Below are 19,718 nucleotides of genomic sequence, written 5' to 3' on the forward strand. Positions count from 1 at the left end.
TGAAGCCATCTCTAGGTCTATTGATACTAAGCTTTAGACGAAGGGAAATGCGTAAATCTTACGATTTTCCACACCTCTTCATCATACGCGCTCTCCTCCCGGGAGTCAACCTAAGCCCGATTTTAGGGAATGCGTATATTCTTTACTAATAAATCTGCTCCTATTCACTAGGGCAGCTTACACATCATACTCCAATTGTTTTTTAGTCTGCACAATGAAATCCAGCGGATTCTCGATCGTCTCGGCCTCATACTGTACAGCTCCGATCTTCAGCCCCAGATTCACCTTGTATTTGCCGGAGAATTCATGCTCATTCAATTCCTGGAGCTTGTATTTAATCCGTTCGATCACGATTTTGGCTCCCTCACGGTCCGTAAAGAGCAGCAGCCCCCAGGTAGCCTCCTCCTTATCCAGCAAGTACAGCGCATCATTAGTGCGGATGCTGGACTGGCTGAGCTGGGAGACGTCATAAATCGCGTCAGACAGCTGATCCTCTGGAATCAGACGGCGGATCTCGCTCCAATACTTCACCTTGATGACGAGCAGTGTGAGGGGAATCCCGTAGCGGGTGGAAATCCCCGTAAACAGGCTGGCATCCTTCTGAAAAGAAATGCTGTTCCGCAGGTCGGTGTTCTCATCAACGGTAGCGAGATTAGCCGTCGTCTTCTTCAGACGTTCATTCTCGGCCTCCAGCTCCCGTGAGCTGGACGTGAAGATCCACAGCACCACCGTAATCAGCGGAACCATGATCAGCCAGAAATACGTGCTGATGCCAATCGTCTCTCCCCGCGACACGGTCTGATAGACGATGAAGAAGCCATAACCGAAGATAAAGGCGAGATTCAGCGCCAGACCGGCAGTCACCGTGGTGAAATAGGTTACGAGCGCCAGAATAAACGCGATATTCAGAATGATAATATTCTGGATATAATCATTGCCCGAGCCGGCGATAAACACAATACAGATGAACACCAGCACAAGAAATCCAAGGAACCCCAGATCGGAGACCAGACTGCTGCGGTTACGTCTCATGTCTATCACCACGTTTCTTCATATGTTTGCGGAGTAGCAGAAGCAGCGCTACAAGAACGAGGGCAACCACAAGCACCACGGCAATGACGAAACCAAGCACATCACTACGCTCCACGATTTGCGATAGTGCGGAGTCTGGTTCTGCCCCCGTAACTTTCTTGAACCGGTACGCGCTGACGTTTCCGTCCTTATCCGCTACCACACCGTCACCATAGACCTTCCACTTGTCCTTTTCGCTGGCAATCAGCTTGGAAGCCAGGTAATAATCCCCGGAGTTCACCGCTGTTACCGCCATAAGTCCGCGGCCGCTTTCGTAGGGGGAATCCACCAGCTGCAAAGTTCCAATCTCTGCCCCGTACTGCTCTTCAATGCTCATTTTTTCATTGGAAACTAGCGTTGCTCCATCCTTGCTGTACCTGAAATACAGCTTGTCGTTGCTGTCCCGGATGACCTTGTTGTTCTTATAAGAGCCGATGGCCAGGATATTGTTGTTCTTCAGATTGTCCGCGCTGACCTCATCCGTGTAATAATGAATGTCTCCGGTATTCCCACTCGTATATTGACCCAGCAGATTAAAAACATTCGCCAGACTCTGATACGTATAGTCATCCATCTCCTGCGGAAGAACTACGGCTACATGGTTATAGATTCCATCACGCAGGAACGGGTACGGGTAATTGTTAAACAGCAGATCCGTACGATCCTTAGTATTCAGATGCAGCAGCGATTCCTTGCCGATATACGCCCAGGGCATCTGCTCTGTATTCGGCGTGCAGACTGCACTCTGCATTTCCAGATCAAAGGCTACCTTCACCGAGAAGTTCCCGGAAATCCCCAGGTTCTGCGGCACCGTCAAGGTTAGTGTGTCGCCATTCGCCAGCTCCTTCGTCAGCTTTTTGCTGCCGATCGGCGTATCATTGATGCTTACCGTAACGAGTGAACGGGCAAAATCTAGATTCTCCGCATAGCGGAAATCGAGACTGATTTTCCCGGAATCGGCAATCGAACGGTTGGACGGCAAAGAGACAAAATACGTCTGCTCCCGGTGGTTCGGCCCAGATAACTTATCGCCGGTCTCCGTGAGCGCCACATCCGAACTGATGACATAAGCCGGCTCGTTCACTTCTGTGGCATCATCAATCACCTTCAAATCACTATTCATCTGACTCATCAGTCCGGTGCTTGCAGCCATTCTCCCAGCCTTGATGAGCAGATTCTCGTCCTTCGAGGTTACTACCAGCGTAGGCAGGGTATCCTTGTTCACCAGCTGGATCAGCGCATGTGTCGCCAGATCCTCCGTCCCGCTTAGCAGCTGCTTCAGTTCACCCGGCACATGGTCGTACATGGCGACCAGCACCACCGCATTCTTGTCTTGCACGGAATCCTCCCGGTAAGGCAGCATTCCGATCGTCTTATCCGTCAGGGCATTCTCTTTGGCAAATCCCGACAGGGCATAGGTGGCTGATTCCAGCTCAGCACTGCTGGCATTCTCCGGCACCGTCATCAGACTCTTATTGCTCTTTACGGTATCTATTCCGGAGAACCGTTCACTGAAATCACGGATGCCCCCGGTCAGTGCTTTGGAAGTATAGGTCACGGCAATACCCGAAGTATTGAAAAAGTGCAGCCAGTTATCTGGCGAGTTGTCCACATAACACACCTGATTATTGTCCCCGGCCGTCTTGAGATCGCCCTGCAGGGTGAGTGTGTTGCTGTCTTCTTTCAGAAAAGCCTTAGGCGCAGGAATACTCAATATCTGCTCCCCGTTATTGCTTGGAGAAGGACGGAACGAGTAAAAGGGCGTGCCGTTTAGCGACAGGGTTATACTTGACTGCTGGTCCTTCGTAATCTGCGAGACTTGAAAATGCAGATTGATCTTCACACTGTTCACATTCCAGTAATCCATTACCGAAAAATACTGCTGCTGCACCTCTCCGCCCGAGAGCGAAGTGTCGGTGCCTGTAAAGGAGGTCTCATACGTCAGTTTGCCAGCTCCGGGAGGTGCAGCGGCGGCAGCGGCTGCCGGAAGCTGAATCAGGACAAGGGAGAGGCAGAGCGCCCATATCATCATCTGTTTTTTTATCATCTTCTGTATCTCCTGTATGTCTTATTTCTCTTCCTCCGGCCTTTAATAGCGCTCGGTTTTATACCATTTCGCTTCCCGTTTGAAGATGACATCCTTGAGGTAGTTGTACATTCCATAGGCGGCGACAACCATCCACAGCTGGCAGTACGAGACATACATCAGCAGAATGATCCAAAAGTTCGACAGGCTCATCTCGCCCTTCTCTGTGGTAAGCGTGACGAAGATCCCCACTACGAACAGCACAATGGCCAGCAGCCATAGAAAACTGCTTAGTCCGGCAATCGTCGTATGAACATATCCCATCGCATGCAGCACAAGCAGCAGATCGGAGGTGATCAGCGAGATTAGCAGCAGGAAGTAGATCGACACGTAATAAAGAATATCAAACCGGATCTTGGACGCCGTCCGGTCGAACAGCAGCGGCAGGTTTTTGACAATGACATAGACATTCCCCTTCGCCCAGCGGGTCCGCTGCTTGAACCAGACCTTCACGGTCTGCGGCTCCTGCTCCCAGGTGACTGACTTCGGCTGGAACTTGATCCGGTAGCCCATCATATAGATCCGGAAGCTGATTTCGGTATCCTCGGCAATTGCTTTGACGTCCCAGCCGCCGATGGCTTCCACAATCGATCTGCGCATAATAAAGTTCGTTCCGGGAATCGTGCATAGCTTGAACAGCTTCCACCGCCCCGCCTGCGCCATCCATTGAAACGAGAGCGTCTCTATATTAATAAACCGTGTGAGCAGACTGGCATCACGATTGCGGGTTCTGAACTTGCCGATAACGGCGCCGAGGCTTGAATCTGACACAATCTCAGCAACCAGATATTTCAGTGCCGTCCGCTCCGGCGTATTATCGGCATCATAAATGGCAATCAGCTCGCCTCTGCTGCGGGCAAATCCGATGTTGAGCGCATTGGACTTTCCTTTGCCGCCAGTGACAGAATCGGTGTTGATGACCAGCAGATTACGCTGAGGGTTCCGTTCCTGTATATTTCCCAGCAGCTGGGCGCTGTTATCCGAAGAGTTATCATTAATGACGATGATCTCATAACGGTCATGCGGGTAATCAAGCGCCAGCAGGGATTCCACGGTTTTGCTGATGACCACACCCTCATTGTGCGCGGGAACCATGATGGTCACGAACGGATACTCGCCCTTAATCTCAGGGACACCCTCATTCTCCGTTTGAATGTAATACAAATATCCGGCTATAATCAGGGCCACATTTACCAGCAGCAGCGACCAGATACAGATCACCGCAATCACCATCAGCACGTCTGAGATCGTCATGTTGTTCTCCTTATGCGTAAAAATTGTTCATTTCAGGTATTTCTTCCGGTACAGCCTGTAGCCGACCGTGAGCAGTCCCCCGAAGAGCAGAAGCGCGACGGTAATCACTACGATGAAAAATTTGCTTTGCACACTGAACAATGTCTTGAAGCTTTTGAACTGCTCTTCTTTGTATTGATAATCACTGCTGACAATTTCCGGTACATAGTCAATATTGAGCGTGCTGCCGTTCACTTTAACAACGCCATCCGCGGAGCTTACAGTGTTCGTATCCGTAGCTACCGTATGGCCAGCCTGCTTATAATCGGCAAAGGTAATCCATAAGTCGTCCAAAGTCTGCAGCAATAGCGAAAGTCCAGCCTCATCCTCCGGAAGATTCACTGTCACCGCAGCATCCATCGGCAGCTGCGGCATGGCCTTCCCCTCGTGCTTCAGGCTCTGCAGAAACTCCGGCGTTATGCTGTACAGCGAGGAGGCAAAGCTTGCGGAGACGTTGGTCTCTTCCATATGAATAACGTTCTCGTCCGGAAACAGCACCACGGAGTCAAAATAACCCATGCCAGCTGCAGCATATTCCTTGTCGTAGGTCCAGAAGGCTTCCGCACCCATGCCGAGCGGTGCTACGCCGTTCTCGGCCAGCAGATTAATGAACCCGCTCATCTTGCCGCCGAGCGTATGATCACTGCTGTTAATGGAGGGCATCAGGGCCGGAGCATTGACCAGAATGCTTCCGTTCTTCGCCTGAACCACCTTGAGCGCCTTCAAATACCGCTGCATGGCTGGAAAATCCGTGTTGCTGAATACCGGACGCACACTGGCGGTGAAGGGGATACCCGCCTCATACAGACGGCCGGCCAGTTCTTCCAGCAGCGCCAGATCGGAGAACGGATAAATTTCCTTAATAACGAGAAAAGGTCCGGCTGCGGGAGCAGCCCTCAGCCAATCCTTCAGCACAGCAGCTGCCGCCAGCCTACTAACATTGCCTTCCTCCAGGTAAGGAATATATGTGAAGTTGCCGGAGCTAACAGCATACGGAACCACGCGGCCGCTGCTCTTCAAGAACAGGCTGCCATATTCCCGCTCTGCCTTACTGGAAGTAATATAAGGCACCTGAAGCAGCTTAAGATCCTCAGAGCGGAACGCCCCGGCCGTAAGCGTTGCACTCTCCTCCTCCGCCAGTCCGGTGGACAGCTGCAAGGCCTGCTCCAGCCTGGCCGGAGGCTGATAGCCAATATGCAAATATTGTCCGTTGTACTGCTCTAAGTCTTCCATATACGGCTTATTCTGAGACAGCATCAGATCAGGCGCATTGATAACGGTTATGACGCTTGGGAACACTGTCATCATTCCCTGCTCATAGCGGTCCAGCGCGGCCACTGTGACCTGCACATGATACGCGGCCAGCTGGCGCTGCACTTCCCGCACATTGCCTTCCCGCGGGGTTCCCGCTGCCAGGCTGTCATACAGCAGCAGAACCTTGGGCTGCTGCACGGCGGACTGCGCTTCGGCGGCAGCGTGAGCCGGGACAGCCGGCTGGACGAATACAGCTATAATCAGCAGCAGCGCCACCAGCAGCGTGAGCCCGGCATCCTTATGCCGGCTCATGCGCTGACGCCCTCCTGCACATTCGGAATTTTGCCGGCTCTGTCCGCTGCCGGTTCGCGGCTGCCCGAGACTCTCCGCCCGACCACACCGGATACTGCCAGAAGTGAGACCAGATCAAAGGCCAGGGTGAACAAAAATTCATGCTTCGAGATGTCCGCATCCCCCGCTCCGATGACGGAAACCAGAATCCCGGACAATCCTATCGCCATGCTGGCCACAATCAGCACCATCCGCTGCATGCCTCTGGGATCCCGTGCCTTCAACGCTTTTACAAAGGAGGGCATATATAAACCGATAACCAGCACCATCCAGAGCAGGATGAACCCGAAGGTTTTGGGGGCCAGAATCCCCTTCAACAGACTATAGAGTGTAAAAAAATGGCTCTGGGCCCGGAATTCCTTACCCGCCGCTTCCTCATAATTGCCCATAGCCGCCGGCTTGATCGAAAAAGCGCTCTGGGCAGCCACATTGAGCATCGAGCTGAGCTGGCTAGGGTTACTGACATAATATTTTAGAATAGAGACAAAACCGTATTTGCTGTAGAAATCCTTCTCCAGAAGCGGCGAATTCACATCGACCGTCCCGTATTGCTCATAGTAAATATTGCTTTTTAGAATCGCATACTGCCCATTGATCCCGAAGGATTCCAGCGAAGTCTCCGGATTGGCAGAATCCTGCAGTACGCCGCGGGTCATCGCATGATACTGGTTGATGTTTACGAATTCCTTGGAGATATTAAGATAGGTTCCAATTCCGGCAGCCAGCAACAGAAGCAGCGAGACCACCGTAAGACTGCGGAAAATCCGGTCTCTCCTTACCCACAGAAGCGAGATACCCAGCACGGATAAAATAATACCTACAGGAGCATTCTGTTGTTTGGAGGTCGTCAGAATCAGCCCGCTGATTACAAACAGCACCAGCAAAAAATAATCATTGTACTGCTTGCGGTACAGGAGCAGCCATGCGGCAAAGATGAACAGCATCATGATCAGCACAAGGCTCTCACTGTAAAAAGAATTGAAATACGCGGTGTATCCCGTATCGCCAAAAATGAAAACCGCAAGCACCGCCACGATCATCCCCTGCTTCCGGGTCATCCGGCACGTGATCGCTTCCACCAGCAAATAAATAGCGGCTACATAAAGAATCGTATAGACGGCCGCCTGGAACCGGATATCGAACACCGTGCTGTTGAACAGCAGTTTATTCAGGCCTATAGCCAGCTTGATGAACAGAGACTGGGAAGAATCAAGGGTCGCCCCATTCTCGTTATAGTATTGATAGATTCCAAAATGCTTCACGAAATAGCCAAAATACTGGCTGTCATAATCCGGCTGGCTGAAATAGAGTCCATTGCTGTAAATATTGCGGAAAAAGTCGCCGTTATCAGCCATCCCGATATAAGGAGCCGTAAACAGGGCGACCACCGTAATCAGCAGTACTCCGAAGGCCGCAATAAAGGCGGGGGATGCACGGAAGCCGGCAAGCATGACGCCCTGCCGCAGGGTTGTTTTCACAGTGTTGTAGATCATGCGGATTCACCTTCGTTATTGTTCGTTTTTGGGCTGATAGGAATAGGCTAATAAAGCCATCAGATTGTCAAAAGAGTACGCCTGGCCGGTATTCGGATCACCAAACCCGCCGTACAGCGGACTTGCAGGATCTGTAATTCTGAACTCGTTCATCCGCCCGATACCTGCTTCATAGAGGGCAGCATCACCGGCCACCGCACCGATCATCGCCGTCAGCGCATAGATTGCCGTGGAGCGGACATCATTCGCGGGTTTTCCTTCACGGGTATATTGTCCGTACAGCGTACCTGCCTCGACCTGCTGCTTGATGAAGCGGATGCTCTCCGGACGCTGGCGGCCCGCCTCTGCCAAATTCAGAATGCTCAGCAGCGATTCCACTGTATTGATATGTTCTGATCCGTACGCTCCGGACTTATAATCAAATCTCGTTTCATAGAAAGGAAATGAGTCTGACAGATAGCCCTGCTCAAGAATTTTGCTCATATTATCCAACAAAATACCTAAAGATTCGCTATCAATCGACAATTTTCGCAACACACTCAGATTAATATAACACAAAGTAATAAACCCGTTATTTTGTTGGTATAAATTGTCATATAGATCATACATTTTTCCGTCTTTAACATTACTAGAATAGAATCTCCTGGAATATTGCTCAGCTTCCTCTGTATACTGCTGATTCCCGAAAACCTCTCCCGCAGCAAATAAGGCACCGATCATCCGCAGGTCGTCCACCGCCGCATTAACCGTGTACTGTTTCTGCAGCTTCGGGCTGTACCGGTAGCTGAATCCGCCTTCCACGTCGAAGGTCTGTTTGCCGAGCGCCCATTGCCGGGCAAAAAGCTGTGCATCACCGCTGCGGACAGCACTTAACATCATCAGGGAGGCTGACTCGCTTAATACCTCATGACCGGTGGCGGCTTCTGCCGACTGATCCGTATCCAGTAAATTGGTATACACCCCAAAGGGGCCGGTAAGTTTCGTATTTATGAAAGTATATAGTTCCTGCTTTTCTTTTACATGCTCTTCTGACGGCTGTCCCGGTCCCGCTGATGAGCTGGGCGAGACTACTGCACTTGCTGAAGGTACCGGCTGCGCCCCGTTGCTGTAGGCGGCCAAGAAGGCAAGAGACATCAGACAAGCAAGAACTGTGCTGCGTCCTCTACCCAAATCATCACTCTCCATGAAGGGCGTATTTTGTCGATAACTATATTACGGTAATATTAGTCACAAAGTTGACTGTTTTACCAATTATTTTGTGTCAAAGCAACAAAATGATTCGTTTTTCCTACTATTTTTTGTAAAAAAACAGACTTGTAACACAAAAAGAGCTACCCTCAGGTCAAAAACAACCTTAGGCAGCTCTATTGGCTCTATTGGTATGAAGAATAAATTAGATCATTCCGTGCCTATCCTTTGATTCTGCGATAAGTTTCTTCATCGGTGACAATATATAATCGTGCATCGGCCGGGATCGGCTGGTCTAGCTTACGGTTAATGCCCATATCGCTATGGTCGGAAATTAGGGTAGCCCCCTGAAGGAGCAGATCCTGAAAGGCTTCCCCGTAGGTTCGCCAAGCTGGGTTCCGCGGCACTTCATAGATGTCGTCGCCATGCTGGCGGCTGAGCAGCTGGCTGATCACCTCAGAATTCCCTTCCTGCAGAGCCGACCTCACGGCCAGCCTGGAGATGGCATCATGCGAAAGTACGAACTCATTCACATGAACATGCCGGAAGTTCTTAATATTCTTCTCCTGCATAATCTCGACTGTAGTATGTACCTGCGGGGCGATCCGCTCAATGCTTGAGACGATCAGCAGCGATTTGCCGTCAATCAGCGAGGCTTCGTCTATGCGGTTGTCGCCAAATACAATGGCCGCTCTTGCTTCCCCGATGCCGGCCTTCAGCAGAATATCATCGCTTGAGGCATCGCCGCTGATGAAATGCACCTGCTCCATTTGCTCCAGCGGATGCTGACCTATTTCGTCAATGATGACAATCCGGCACTTCGGGTCATAACATAGAATCTCATCTACGGCCGCCTGCGTTTTCCGGCTCCAGTTAATCAGCAGCACATGATTTTTCCCGTGAAAGCTCAAGGTTCCAGCCCCTCTCCTCCTCTGTATCTCCCCCATGGCCTCAACCACTTTACCGATGACCAAGCTTAACAGACCGATGCCAAAGATGTATAGAAAAATAGTGAACAGCTTACCGGAAAACGTCTTGGCAAAAAAGTCGCCATAGCCGACGGTAGACATCGTTGTCATTACCCAGTAGAACGCGTTGAACCAGTTGTTAAAGGTACCGGGCTCCAGTGTGTAGGCAATGGTGGCGCTCAGAACAACAAAACAAAGAATCATAAGTGCAATGGTCTTCTTCTTAAGAGCCATCAGCTTTCCTGATATCCTGAGGAGAAAATGCATCCGCCCGCCCCTCTTCCCTAATTAATATGGTGCCCCGCACGGATAACACCGTGCGGGGCAGCCCCAGAAGCTTAAATGATCAGACTGCTGACGGCAAAGGAGGTTCCGATGAAAACCAGACAGAGCATGGTGCCCACGGCTACATTACCCTTCTGCAGCTGTTCGGATATTCTGAAGCCAGGGGTAAACAGCTCAAATATCCAGTACGCCGCGATCAGGCAGACATACCCTACAGCGAACCACAGCATCATGTGCCAGATCGACGTATTCGTATAGGCCGCTACCCCCAGGATAATCGCCGTAGCCAGGAATTTTCCGCCGAGCGCCAATGCTACAGCGACATTGCCCTTCTTAATCTCGTCCATATCCTTAAATGGAGTCATCAGGGTAAAGACGACCATGCCGAGCACTTGCAGCAGAATGATCGTTAAAACACTTACTACCAGATTAATAACTATCGTCATTTTGCCCACCCCCGAAATTTCGCATAAGCCGAATCATAATCGGCGAAATCATGCACTTCCTCCAGCACTACAGAGGCTGTTTTTGCTTTCTCCAGTGCCGTGTAGCGCTTATCGTCTATCGGCTGCTTGATCCGGTTGCCGGAGGGCAGCTCAAGCACGGCGAAGTTTCTCGTCTTCTCCTGATACTTGGTCTTATATACCCCGACAAGGTCAACATCGGTGGTAATCGATACTTTCAGATTCTTCAGATCTTCCGCTGCCGCTTCTTGCGTCCCGTACGATTTGATCGTAGTCCAGGCAGACAGGCGGACCTCATTCTTCTGATCGGCATCTGTAGTCATCTCGGCATCCATGAACTGCAGCGTCCAAATCTTGTCGCCCGTAGCATAATTGCCGTCATTGGGCAGAAGCTCATTATCAGGCAATACAGTCATGTCGCTACCGACCAAATCGCCCACTGTACTCTCCACTACCCGGTAATCCCAGGGTACACGCGATACACTGGCCGTTGTTTCTGCTGGAGTCCCGGTATGAAATACGCTGTCTTCGTTGCTGGAGCATGCACTCAGCAGCACCGCAAGCAGCAGCATACCCAACACTGCACTCAGCCGGATCCTCGCCCTTCCGTTGATCCGCTTCTCTATCCGTTGGTTCCTATTCAAGCTCCCTCACTCCTAGCGCGATAAAATGACTGGCATTGCCTGTAATTGGCCCGCCTGCCCGCCCGAGCAGCCCGCAGGGCTTCCCGTTGATCACGAACATGCCGGTCAGCAGATGAAGCTCACCCTCCGCCGTTTGAATCCGGGCCAGTTGCGCCCGCTTCTGGTACACGGTTGGAAATAATACACTGCTGTCAAAGCCTTCCTCATCCTCAAGCTCAAGTTCCCCGGTGTCGCCATACAGGCGTACAGAACCGCCTTCACGTCCGAACACCGATTTGGATACAAAGCTTCCGGAGAATACCGGCTTATTGTAGGTCGGCAGGATGTAGCTGGAAATGGCCCCGCGTTCTTCTTCGGTAAACAGCAGCCCCAGTTCATACATGCCCCATACCGCGGCAATCAATCCCTTGGACTGCAGCAGAATGCTGTGCGGGCCGTTGAACAGCTGCAGGCGCCCGGTCTCTATGGCATAAGCAAGGGCATCTCCGCCTTCGTCAACCGCCATCCATTCCTTCGGGTACAGGGCGAACATCCGCTCAATTCTCCGGTTCTCCCCGTCATACACCGTTCCGTTATCAATCCATAAATCCAGACAATCCACACATTTAATGTCCTGGCCGCTATGGCGGACCAGCGCCTCAATCGTGCCGGAATCCTCCTGATGAGAGCCGTAGGCCACACAGGCTGCCGTGTCCGGGCGTTCCTCACCCCAGGCTCCGGCCAGCTGCTCCTTCATCCCAGCATTCGGGCTGGATATTCCGGCCTGCCCGCAGATCCATGGTGTCGCGATGGAAGCTTCCACATAACCTGTAGGTGTATCCGCATTCAGCTCCAGCAGCTTAATAGTGCCGTCATCCGCCACGGCAAAATCAAACCGGGCATAACGGCTGATCAGGCCCGGTTCCGGCAGCGGCATGTCATCCAGCATCTGCCACAGTACAGGAGGGATACCAAGTAGATCATACAGATCATGCCTGCGGTGGACGTACCGTACCGCCTTGTCGAGGATCATCCATAACTTCCCGGAAGCCTCCTCCAGCTCCCGGTAGAGCTCTCCCGGCATGACCGCAATTGCATCCAGCCAGTACTCTTCCTCCCCAAGATCAGCCCAGGTAAAGCCCAGCTCACGCAGCTGTTCTACCCGGGGCGCCCGTTCCAGCGCTGACTGATCCAGTAATTGAAAGACACTCTCTACCTTGGTCATCCGCCAAAACCGCTCTTGCTGGAGCCGGATCGGGATGACGAACCGGACTTGCTGGAGCTTGAACTTTTGGAAGAGCCCAGGCCGCTTGATGTGCCTCCGACCCCGCCGGCCTTGGAAGAACCTCTTCGGGTGATGGAACCCGTGGAAGAGGTGGATGTCCTAGGCTTAACCACTGATCCGGCGACCGGCTTATTCTGAAAGCTGCCGCTGTTGTAAGACGGCGGTCTATAGGTAGTCCGTGTACCGCCGTAATAGGTTGGCCGGTCATTGTACCAGCCTCTGGACGAATAGAAGGAACCGCTGTTGAACAGCATGTGGTAGAGCAGCAGATCGTCCCAGCCAAACCCGGAGTTGTAGCCGCCGTAGTTATTGATGACTGTCGTTCCGCCTGAGGTAACCACTCCCGTCCCCTCCTGGACCGTCTCTCCAGCGTTCTCTTCCGGATAGGGAATGTTCCAGTCTACATTTTTGTCAAAATAAGCTTTGACCTCTTCGGTCGACCAGGAGACCAACTGCGGTTCTTCTCCGCTGCCGCTCCCGGTTGCATGAACGCCTCCCGGAATGAACATCGCATTGGCCAGCAGCGCAATGCCCAGCGAGGTGGACAATACACGCAGCGGTTTGCCTTCCGCATTAAACAATTTAGAACCGACTGATTCCCTGTCCGGTCCCTTCGGTTTTTGCTCATCGTTCTCCAACCTTATTGCCTCCTTTCCTGAAACCTACATTTAGTCTTCGGTCCGCATCGGGATGAGCAGAAGCTCCAGCTTCCCCTGGTCCACATTCAGCCGCCCTTCAACCGCTTCAAACTCCCGGTTGCCGACCACAATGTAATTGACATGCTCCAGCGCGGTAATCATATTCATGCTCCACGTGCGCTCCTCAATGACGCGAAGGTCGCCCTCCGGCATCTTTTCCAGCAAAATGACACCCATTCCATTATCCACTTATTACACTTCCTTCCTGTTAACTATTACGCTTCTGATACGCAATTATCCTCTTTTCGTTTCATCCTGAACAGGAACAGAAGGAAGGGAAAGGGTACTAAAAGACCTTTTGCACCCAGTTATCCATAATGCTGCCGGGATGAATACCCAGTTCGCTTTGCAACAGCGTTTTGTAGTTTTCGTAGTGGTTTCTGAATCCAAGAAAATCACCCAAATCCGCATAACTGCGCAGTACCAGCCTGCAAATATCCTCCGAATAGGGATCTACCTCCTGCAGTGCAGTCAGCCGTGTGAGTGCCTGCTGCGGACGCTGGGAGCCCAGTTCATACTCTGCCGAACGGAGTGCCATCTGGAGATACTTGGCCCGCAGCTCCTTGCGCTTCGTCTCGGCCCAGTCATAAGGATGCTCGCCTAAATAATCCCCGCGGTATAAGGCCAGCACAGCCTCCCGGCGCTCCCATTCCTGTTCGCTCTCCACAGGGCCGCCCAGCCAGCCTCGTACGAATTGCTCCACATCCAGCGCCACCTTCCCTAGAACCAGGCGGTAGCGTTCCTGCGAAAACTCCACAACCACGTCCATCCCCCAAGTCTTCAGGAGCTTGCGGATATGATACACCGTTGTGTGCAGATTGGTAACCGCCTTCTCCGGCTGGAAATCCGGCCAGACCAGATCCACGATCATATCCTTCAGGATCCATTGCCCGTGGTAATGAAGCATTAACGCGAAAACCTCCTGCGCCTTGCTTGTTCTCCACTGTGTTTTCCGCCCGGGGTCATTCTGATCCATGAACTCAAGCCGTTTGAAGCTGCGGATATAGGGATTGTCTTCGGCTGCCGGGGATACGGAAGCTTCCTCTGCCGGTTCTTCGCGGCCCACCAGCCGCTCCAGCGTTTTGTTCAGCCGCTGGGCAGTAACCGGTTTTAACAAATAATCTACCGCATTTAGTTCAAACGCATCAATGGCATAGTCAGTGTATGCCGTAATGTAAACAATCCGGATACTGCGGTCCACTCCCATAATATGCTCGGCTGCTTCCAGGCCATTCATCTCCGGCATTCCGATATCCAGAAAGACGATATCGGCCTTCTCCTGTTGCAGATGCTGGAGCCCCATTTTCCCCGAAGTGTATTTGCCGGTAATTTGCAGCCGCCCGTCTCTGGCCAGCAGGCGTTCAAGGTGCTGCAGCGCAGGTTTTTCATCATCTATCAATATTGCCTTCATAGGCCGGGTTCACCTCTTATTTGTCATTCTAAAGCTGCATCCGTTCGGGGAATGGCGAAGGAAATACGGGTTCCCGTGCCGGGAACACTCTCAATCATTAGACCCGTTCCATATATTTTGAGCAGCCGCCGCTGAATATTTCTCAGACCAATGCCGCCTCCGGTACGTTCTTCCGACAGCACCTCACCAATCCGCTCATGGGACATACCGATTCCGTCATCAGAGACTGCAACCACCAGCTGGCGCGGCAGAAGCCTGATCGTCAACGTGACCGTTCCTCCGGCTTCCTTTTGCATCAGTCCATGATTTACGGCATTTTCGACTATCGGCTGAATGCTGAGCGGCGGGACCAGCTCCCTGATTCCCTCGGGCACATCGATTTCAATGTTCAGCCGTTCGTCAAACCTTGCCTTCTCCAGAGCGAGATAAGAGCGCACCAGCTCCAGCTCCTTCCCGATCGGTATGGTTTGTCCGCGGTTCTGAAAGTCAAAGCTGCTGCGCAGATATTGGCTGAGATCCAGTAGCAGATCGGTTGCCTTCTCCGGATCATCCGGACAAACCGAGATAATAGCATTAAGCGCATTATATAGAAAATGGGGCTTAATCTGCGCCTGCAAAAAAGCGATTTCCGTCTCAACAGACATGCGGATCGATTTGCGCATATCAAGCAGGGTCTGCGCACGCGCCCTGAATTCTCTCAGCTCTACAGGTTGGCTCAAATAATCATTGGCGCCTGCCTCCAATACGGCCTGAATATCCTCCGGGCGGTTCCCGGCGGTTAGAACGAGTATCGGCAGCTCCGATAAGATGAACCGCTCACGAATGGCCTGGCATAAGGCCAATGCCGGCATTCCCGGTATAGCCCAATCCATGACAACCAGGTCAAGGTCAGGCTGCTCCTGCATAATCATTAGTGCTTCAGGGCCGCTGACAGCCGTAATTACCTGATGCTTCTCCAGCCGGAGCGAATTAGAAAGCACCTGCAGATTAACAGGATCATTATCAACAACAAGGATTGTGCAGCATTCCCCTTCTAAAATCCGTCCAAGCGGATCTTCTTCCAGCTGCGCCGTGGCTGCAGTTTCCCAGACTTCTTTTTCCAGATGCTGCTCCGGGACGGCCCTCCATTCTTTTAGAACCGGCAAGGTAAAGCGGAACACTGTCCCTTGTCCCAGCCTAGAGTGCACCTCAATCTTTCCGCCGTTAAGCTCCACCAGCTTCTGGGTAATACTGAGGCCCAGACCGTTTTCACGGTACAGTTTCTGGGCTCCTGTGACTTGCGGGTCATAGGCATCAAAAAGCGTCCTTAAACGCTCTGGTGCATGTCCCGCTCCGGTATCAGCCACTTGAACAGCCACATAATCTTCTTTAACCTCTGCCGACACGGTTATCACACCCGTTTGGGTATTATTTACGGCATTTTCCAATAAATTGAACAGAATCTGGGCCAGCCGCTGCTCATCCGTTTCAATCAACGGCAGCTCCTCCGGCAGATTCAATCTGAAACTCAGGCCGGGGTTGCCGGTGACATGACGGGTAACCTCGACAACAGAGGAAGCTACGCTACGGAGATCTACAGCCTGCCGCTGCAGAAACAGATCCCCATGGTTCAGCTTAGCGAAATCGGACATATCATTGATCAGGGCGGACAATCGTTTACCGGTGGAGGCAACCATCGACAGCTGTCCGTTCTGCTGAGCATTTAATGGGCCTGCTGCCCCCTCTGCCAGCGTCTGCGCAATGTTCACAATCCCCTGCAAGGGACTGCGCAATTCACGGGAGGTAGCAGCCATGAAGTCATCCTTCAACCCGTCCAGCGTGATCAGCCTGCGGGAGAGCTGCTCCACTTCAAGGAAAGAAGCGGCATATTGGCGGGCCATCACAATGGCCTGGAAGAATCCGAACAGAATAATTTCATAGGACAGCACGTAATAATGAAAGGTCAGATTCCAGACGCTGGTCAGATAGTAAATGATGACTACACTAAGGCTTTCTATGCTGACCATCATCAGGAACATATTCTTCGGATTTTGCCTTGTCCCGGCAACCATAGAGTAGAGCACAAAGCTTATAGCCACAACGCCCCAGGTTAAAAGCATCCCCTCCAGATAACTGAAATACTGCGCCGGAACGAAGACTGCGATCAGCAGCAGCACTGAAGTGATCGCTTTGGAGGCTTTCATAACCGCTTCAGGCATCGGGTAGTTGATCGAGTTAGCCACGTATCTGAGCAGGTAGTAGTAAACAAGTGTGGAAGAGGCGAGCTGCAGCTTCAGCACAATTTCGTAGGGCAGACCGGGCAGCACAGCGGAAATCAGCTTCTCCCCGTGCGTCAGTATATACACAAGTGCCGAGAGGCTGAACAATCCCAGGTACAGCGTAATCCCCCGGCTCACCCTTACTCTAGAGAACATCAGCAGAAACAAGGCAAGCGCGAAAAATCCGAACAGCGATGCCCCGTCCACAAACAGGGCAAATTCCCGGTGCTTCAGAATAGCTGACTGCCCGCCGATAAGGATCGGCTGTACAATGCCGCCGGAGGAATAAATATAGTTCGACACCTGTACGATAATCTCCAGCTTATCGCCGTCCACTGCGGCGAATCCCATGTATGGAATATTGTTAGATTTGCCCCCGGATGAAGTGGCCGCGGGGAAACCGCTGCTCCCGATCTCCTGACCGTTCATAAATATCCGGCTTGCTGACCGGATATTAAGCGTCCGCAGGCCGTATACAACATCCTGACCGCCGGTAACCTTCGCCTGCAGACGGTAGGTAGCGTATCCCTTGGCCTGACTTTTTCCTGTAGGCGATATGTAGGTATTCCATTTCTCCGGCACGTTGATCATCGTAGACACTGCCGGAGCCGCCCGGCCGGACTCCCGTGAATGAAAATCCTCCGGCGTCAGCAGCCTGTCACGGTAAAGCTCCCATTCCCCGTTCAGCTTCACGACCCCGTCCTGCTGGAAATCCCAATTCCGCAAATCGATCATGCCTTGCCTGGAAACCGGCATATCCTGTTTCACCACAAGGTTCTGAAGGATGGAGAACAACGGCACTATGCATACCAGCAGCACGCTGCACACTATGCTTAGCCAATATTTCTTCATATTCTCTGCCCCTTTCTGGCTGCTGTGAAAATTATACATTGGAATACTTTCGTAAATAAAGAAAAAAACCGATTCCACTTATTTCGGAATCGGCAGTCAAACTTATTATAGATTAAATTTGGAAGATTTTATTTCATCTCTTGGGCAGGCGCTGGAGAAGCTGCAGCAACGGTATGATCCTGAGTCTTGGATAAGAAGATGTTCAGAATAATCGCTGTCAGTGATCCCGAAACGATACCGTTTTGCAGCAGCATTCTTGCGAATTCCGGCAGCTGGTCAAACATGGAAGGCAGTACTGCAGAGCCTAAGCCAACGGCAATGCTGCAGGCGGCAATCAGCAGATTGCCGTCCTTGCGCAGATCCACCTCGGACAGGATAGACATCCCGGAAGCGGCAACGGACCCGAACATCACGATCATTGCCCCGCCCAGCACCGCATTCGGCACAACGGTTGTCAGCGCAGCCAGTTTAGGCAGCAGACCCAGCACAACCATAATTCCGCCTGCTGCGAAGATCACATTGCGTGTCTTGACACGGGTCAGGGACAACAGGCCGACATTCTGGGAGAACGCCGTATACGGAAAAGCGTTGAACAGCCCGCCCAGCATAATCGCCAGCCCTTCAGAGCGCAGGCCGTTTACGATCTGCTTCTCCTCCACCTTCTGATCCGTAGCCTTGCCGACCGCGAAATACACACCTGTCGATTCGACCATTGAAACGATATTGACGATAATCATCGTGAAAATTGCCGTCACACTAAACTGCGGCCAGCCGAAATAGAAAGGCTGGGCGATACTGATGTAAGAGGCCGTACCAACGGCAGAGAAATCTACCAGACCGAAGAAGTAGCCAATTGCCGTACCGGCAGCGAGGCCTACCAGCACCGAAACAGAACGCAGGAAGCCTGTAGCCATCCGGTTCACCACAAGGATAACCAGCAGCGTGATCAAGGCCAGCAGCAGATTGCGGGGCTGTCCAAAATCGGGGCTGCCCTGACCGCCAGCCACATTGTTCATCGCTACCGGAATAAGCGAGAGGCCGATGATCGTTACCACAGATCCGGTGACTACCGTAGGGAAGAACTTCAGCAGCTTCCCGTAAACCGGGGCTGCCAGCACTACAAAAAGACCGGATATAATAATCGCACCATAAGCGGTTGCCAGGTTAGATCCCGAGGCAATGGCAATGATCGGGCTGACCGCAGTAAATGTGCAGCCCAGCACGACCGGAAGGCCGCTGCCGAAGTGCTTGCTGCCGATGACCTGCAGCAAAGTGGCCAATCCGCAGGTGAATAAATCGGCGGCGATCAGATAAGCCATCTGCGCTGCGCTCAAATTCAGTGCGCCCCCTACAACCAGCGGTACAATGACCGCCCCTGCATACATCGCCAGCACATGCTGCAATCCCAGGGCAAATACCTTTTGCTTACTTAACATCCTGCACTCTCCTTAATCTGCTCTTCATTAGCGATAAAATGGACTTCTCCCGGAGCCATGGAAGAGATGCGTGCCAGTGCATGCACCGGAATGCCTCTCTTTTCCAGCAGGCTCCGCCCCTCCTGAAAGCTCTTCTCAATCACACAACCCACACCCAGCAGCTGTGCCCCTGATTCCTCAACGATGTCAGCCAGTCCGACCAGCGCAGCCCCGGTAGCGAGGAAATCATCAACGATCAGCACCTTGTCTTCCGGCCCCAGATATTTCTGTGAAATGCTGATCACGTAGTCTTCCTGACGGGTAAACGAATGAACCGGTGCGGAATAGACCCCTTCTGACAAGGTAACAGCCTTCTTTTTCTTGGCATAAATAAAGGGAACTCCCAGCGCAATCCCCGCTGCCATGGCGAACTGGATTCCGCTGGCCTCCACGGTTAAGATTTTTGTAACCGGCAGATGACCAAAGACCGTCTTGAACTCCTGCCCGATTTGCAGGGCAAGCTCCGTATCCACTTGATGGTTCAGAAAGGAGTCCACCTTCAGTACGGTCTCTGACAGGATTAGGCCTTCTTCTCTAATACGTTCCTCTAATACTCTCATAACAGCAGCTTCTCTCCTTCAAGGTTCTTCCTGCCCAATTCTTTAGCGAAACAAAAAAAGGACAGATTCACTTGAGCGTTTCTCTCAAGTGAATCTGTCCTTC

16 protein-coding genes are annotated in these 19,718 nt (G+C 52.1%); all 16 read right to left on the reverse strand.

The genetic code is table 11. The annotated features are described in order from the left end of the window. Positions 1-177 precede the first annotated feature (177 nt). The 16 genes from L6H70_RS17315 to L6H70_RS17390 all read right to left on the reverse strand — a co-directional run bounded on the left by L6H70_RS17315 (position 178) and on the right by L6H70_RS17390 (position 19,615). Positions 178-1,032, reverse strand: coding sequence for a diguanylate cyclase domain-containing protein (locus L6H70_RS17315; RefSeq protein ID WP_236335218.1), 855 nt, complete (start codon positions 1,030-1,032; stop codon positions 178-180). Then, entirely contained in the window at positions 1,022-3,118 is a 2,097-nt protein-coding gene (locus tag L6H70_RS17320) for a cellulose biosynthesis cyclic di-GMP-binding regulatory protein BcsB (protein ID WP_236335145.1), read from the reverse strand. Before L6H70_RS17320 ends, L6H70_RS17315 begins: the two co-directional genes overlap by 11 nt. 42 nt (positions 3,119-3,160) lie before the next feature. Further along, the gene (locus tag L6H70_RS17325; protein ID WP_236335148.1) at positions 3,161-4,411 is read right to left on the reverse strand and encodes a glycosyltransferase family 2 protein; all 1,251 of its coding nucleotides are present in this window, start codon (positions 4,409-4,411) and stop codon (positions 3,161-3,163) included. Between the two features lie 27 nt (positions 4,412-4,438). Next, positions 4,439-6,016, reverse strand: a complete 1,578-nt coding sequence (locus L6H70_RS17330; protein WP_236335150.1) for a hypothetical protein — start codon at positions 6,014-6,016, stop codon at positions 4,439-4,441. Beyond that, complete coding sequence (gene wsfD / locus L6H70_RS17335) at positions 6,013-7,548, reverse strand: glycan biosynthesis hexose transferase WsfD (protein WP_236335153.1); 1,536 nt, start codon at positions 7,546-7,548, stop codon at positions 6,013-6,015. Before wsfD ends, L6H70_RS17330 begins: the two co-directional genes overlap by 4 nt. 15 nt (positions 7,549-7,563) lie before the next feature. Then, a complete protein-coding gene (locus tag L6H70_RS17340) occupies positions 7,564-8,733 on the reverse strand; it encodes a glycosyl hydrolase family 8 (RefSeq protein ID WP_236335154.1) in 1,170 nt (389 codons plus the stop codon). 224 nt (positions 8,734-8,957) lie between these two features. Then, positions 8,958-9,938 (reverse strand): potassium channel family protein, encoded by a 981-nt coding sequence (locus L6H70_RS17345; RefSeq protein WP_341482751.1) that lies wholly within the window; start codon positions 9,936-9,938, stop codon positions 8,958-8,960. 104 nt (positions 9,939-10,042) lie between these two features. After that, on the reverse strand, positions 10,043-10,435 hold the full coding sequence (locus tag L6H70_RS17350) for a DUF350 domain-containing protein (protein WP_206102451.1): 393 nt from the start codon (positions 10,433-10,435) through the stop codon (positions 10,043-10,045). Next, positions 10,432-11,025 (reverse strand): hypothetical protein, encoded by a 594-nt coding sequence (locus L6H70_RS17355; RefSeq protein ID WP_236335220.1) that lies wholly within the window; start codon positions 11,023-11,025, stop codon positions 10,432-10,434. Before L6H70_RS17355 ends, L6H70_RS17350 begins: the two co-directional genes overlap by 4 nt. Before the next feature lie 64 nt (positions 11,026-11,089). After that, positions 11,090-12,301, reverse strand: a complete 1,212-nt coding sequence (locus tag L6H70_RS17360) for a glutathionylspermidine synthase family protein (RefSeq protein ID WP_236335157.1) — start codon at positions 12,299-12,301, stop codon at positions 11,090-11,092. Beyond that, positions 12,298-12,999, reverse strand: coding sequence for a hypothetical protein (locus tag L6H70_RS17365; protein ID WP_423802844.1), 702 nt, complete (start codon positions 12,997-12,999; stop codon positions 12,298-12,300). The genes L6H70_RS17360 and L6H70_RS17365 overlap by 4 nt, the downstream gene beginning before the upstream one ends. A 30-nt stretch (positions 13,000-13,029) precedes the next feature. Beyond that, positions 13,030-13,236 carry a hypothetical protein gene (locus L6H70_RS17370; RefSeq protein ID WP_423802849.1) on the reverse strand — a complete coding sequence of 69 codons (207 nt, stop codon included), beginning with the start codon at positions 13,234-13,236 and terminating at the stop codon, positions 13,030-13,032. 109 nt (positions 13,237-13,345) lie between these two features. Beyond that, the gene (locus L6H70_RS17375; protein ID WP_236335159.1) at positions 13,346-14,470 is read right to left on the reverse strand and encodes a response regulator; all 1,125 of its coding nucleotides are present in this window, start codon (positions 14,468-14,470) and stop codon (positions 13,346-13,348) included. Between the two features lie 23 nt (positions 14,471-14,493). Continuing rightward, positions 14,494-17,580 carry an ATP-binding protein gene (locus L6H70_RS17380; RefSeq protein WP_236335160.1) on the reverse strand — a complete coding sequence of 1,029 codons (3,087 nt, stop codon included), beginning with the start codon at positions 17,578-17,580 and terminating at the stop codon, positions 14,494-14,496. Positions 17,581-17,708: 128 nt separating this feature from the next. After that, entirely contained in the window at positions 17,709-19,016 is a 1,308-nt protein-coding gene (locus tag L6H70_RS17385; RefSeq protein ID WP_236335162.1) for a nucleobase:cation symporter-2 family protein, read from the reverse strand. Then, complete coding sequence (locus L6H70_RS17390; protein ID WP_236335163.1) at positions 19,010-19,615, reverse strand: xanthine phosphoribosyltransferase; 606 nt, start codon at positions 19,613-19,615, stop codon at positions 19,010-19,012. Before L6H70_RS17390 ends, L6H70_RS17385 begins: the two co-directional genes overlap by 7 nt. Positions 19,616-19,718: the final 103 nt, after the last annotated feature.

This window comes from Paenibacillus auburnensis, from assembly GCF_927798115.1.
GTDB lineage: Bacteria > Bacillota > Bacilli > Paenibacillales > Paenibacillaceae > Paenibacillus_AQ > Paenibacillus_AQ auburnensis.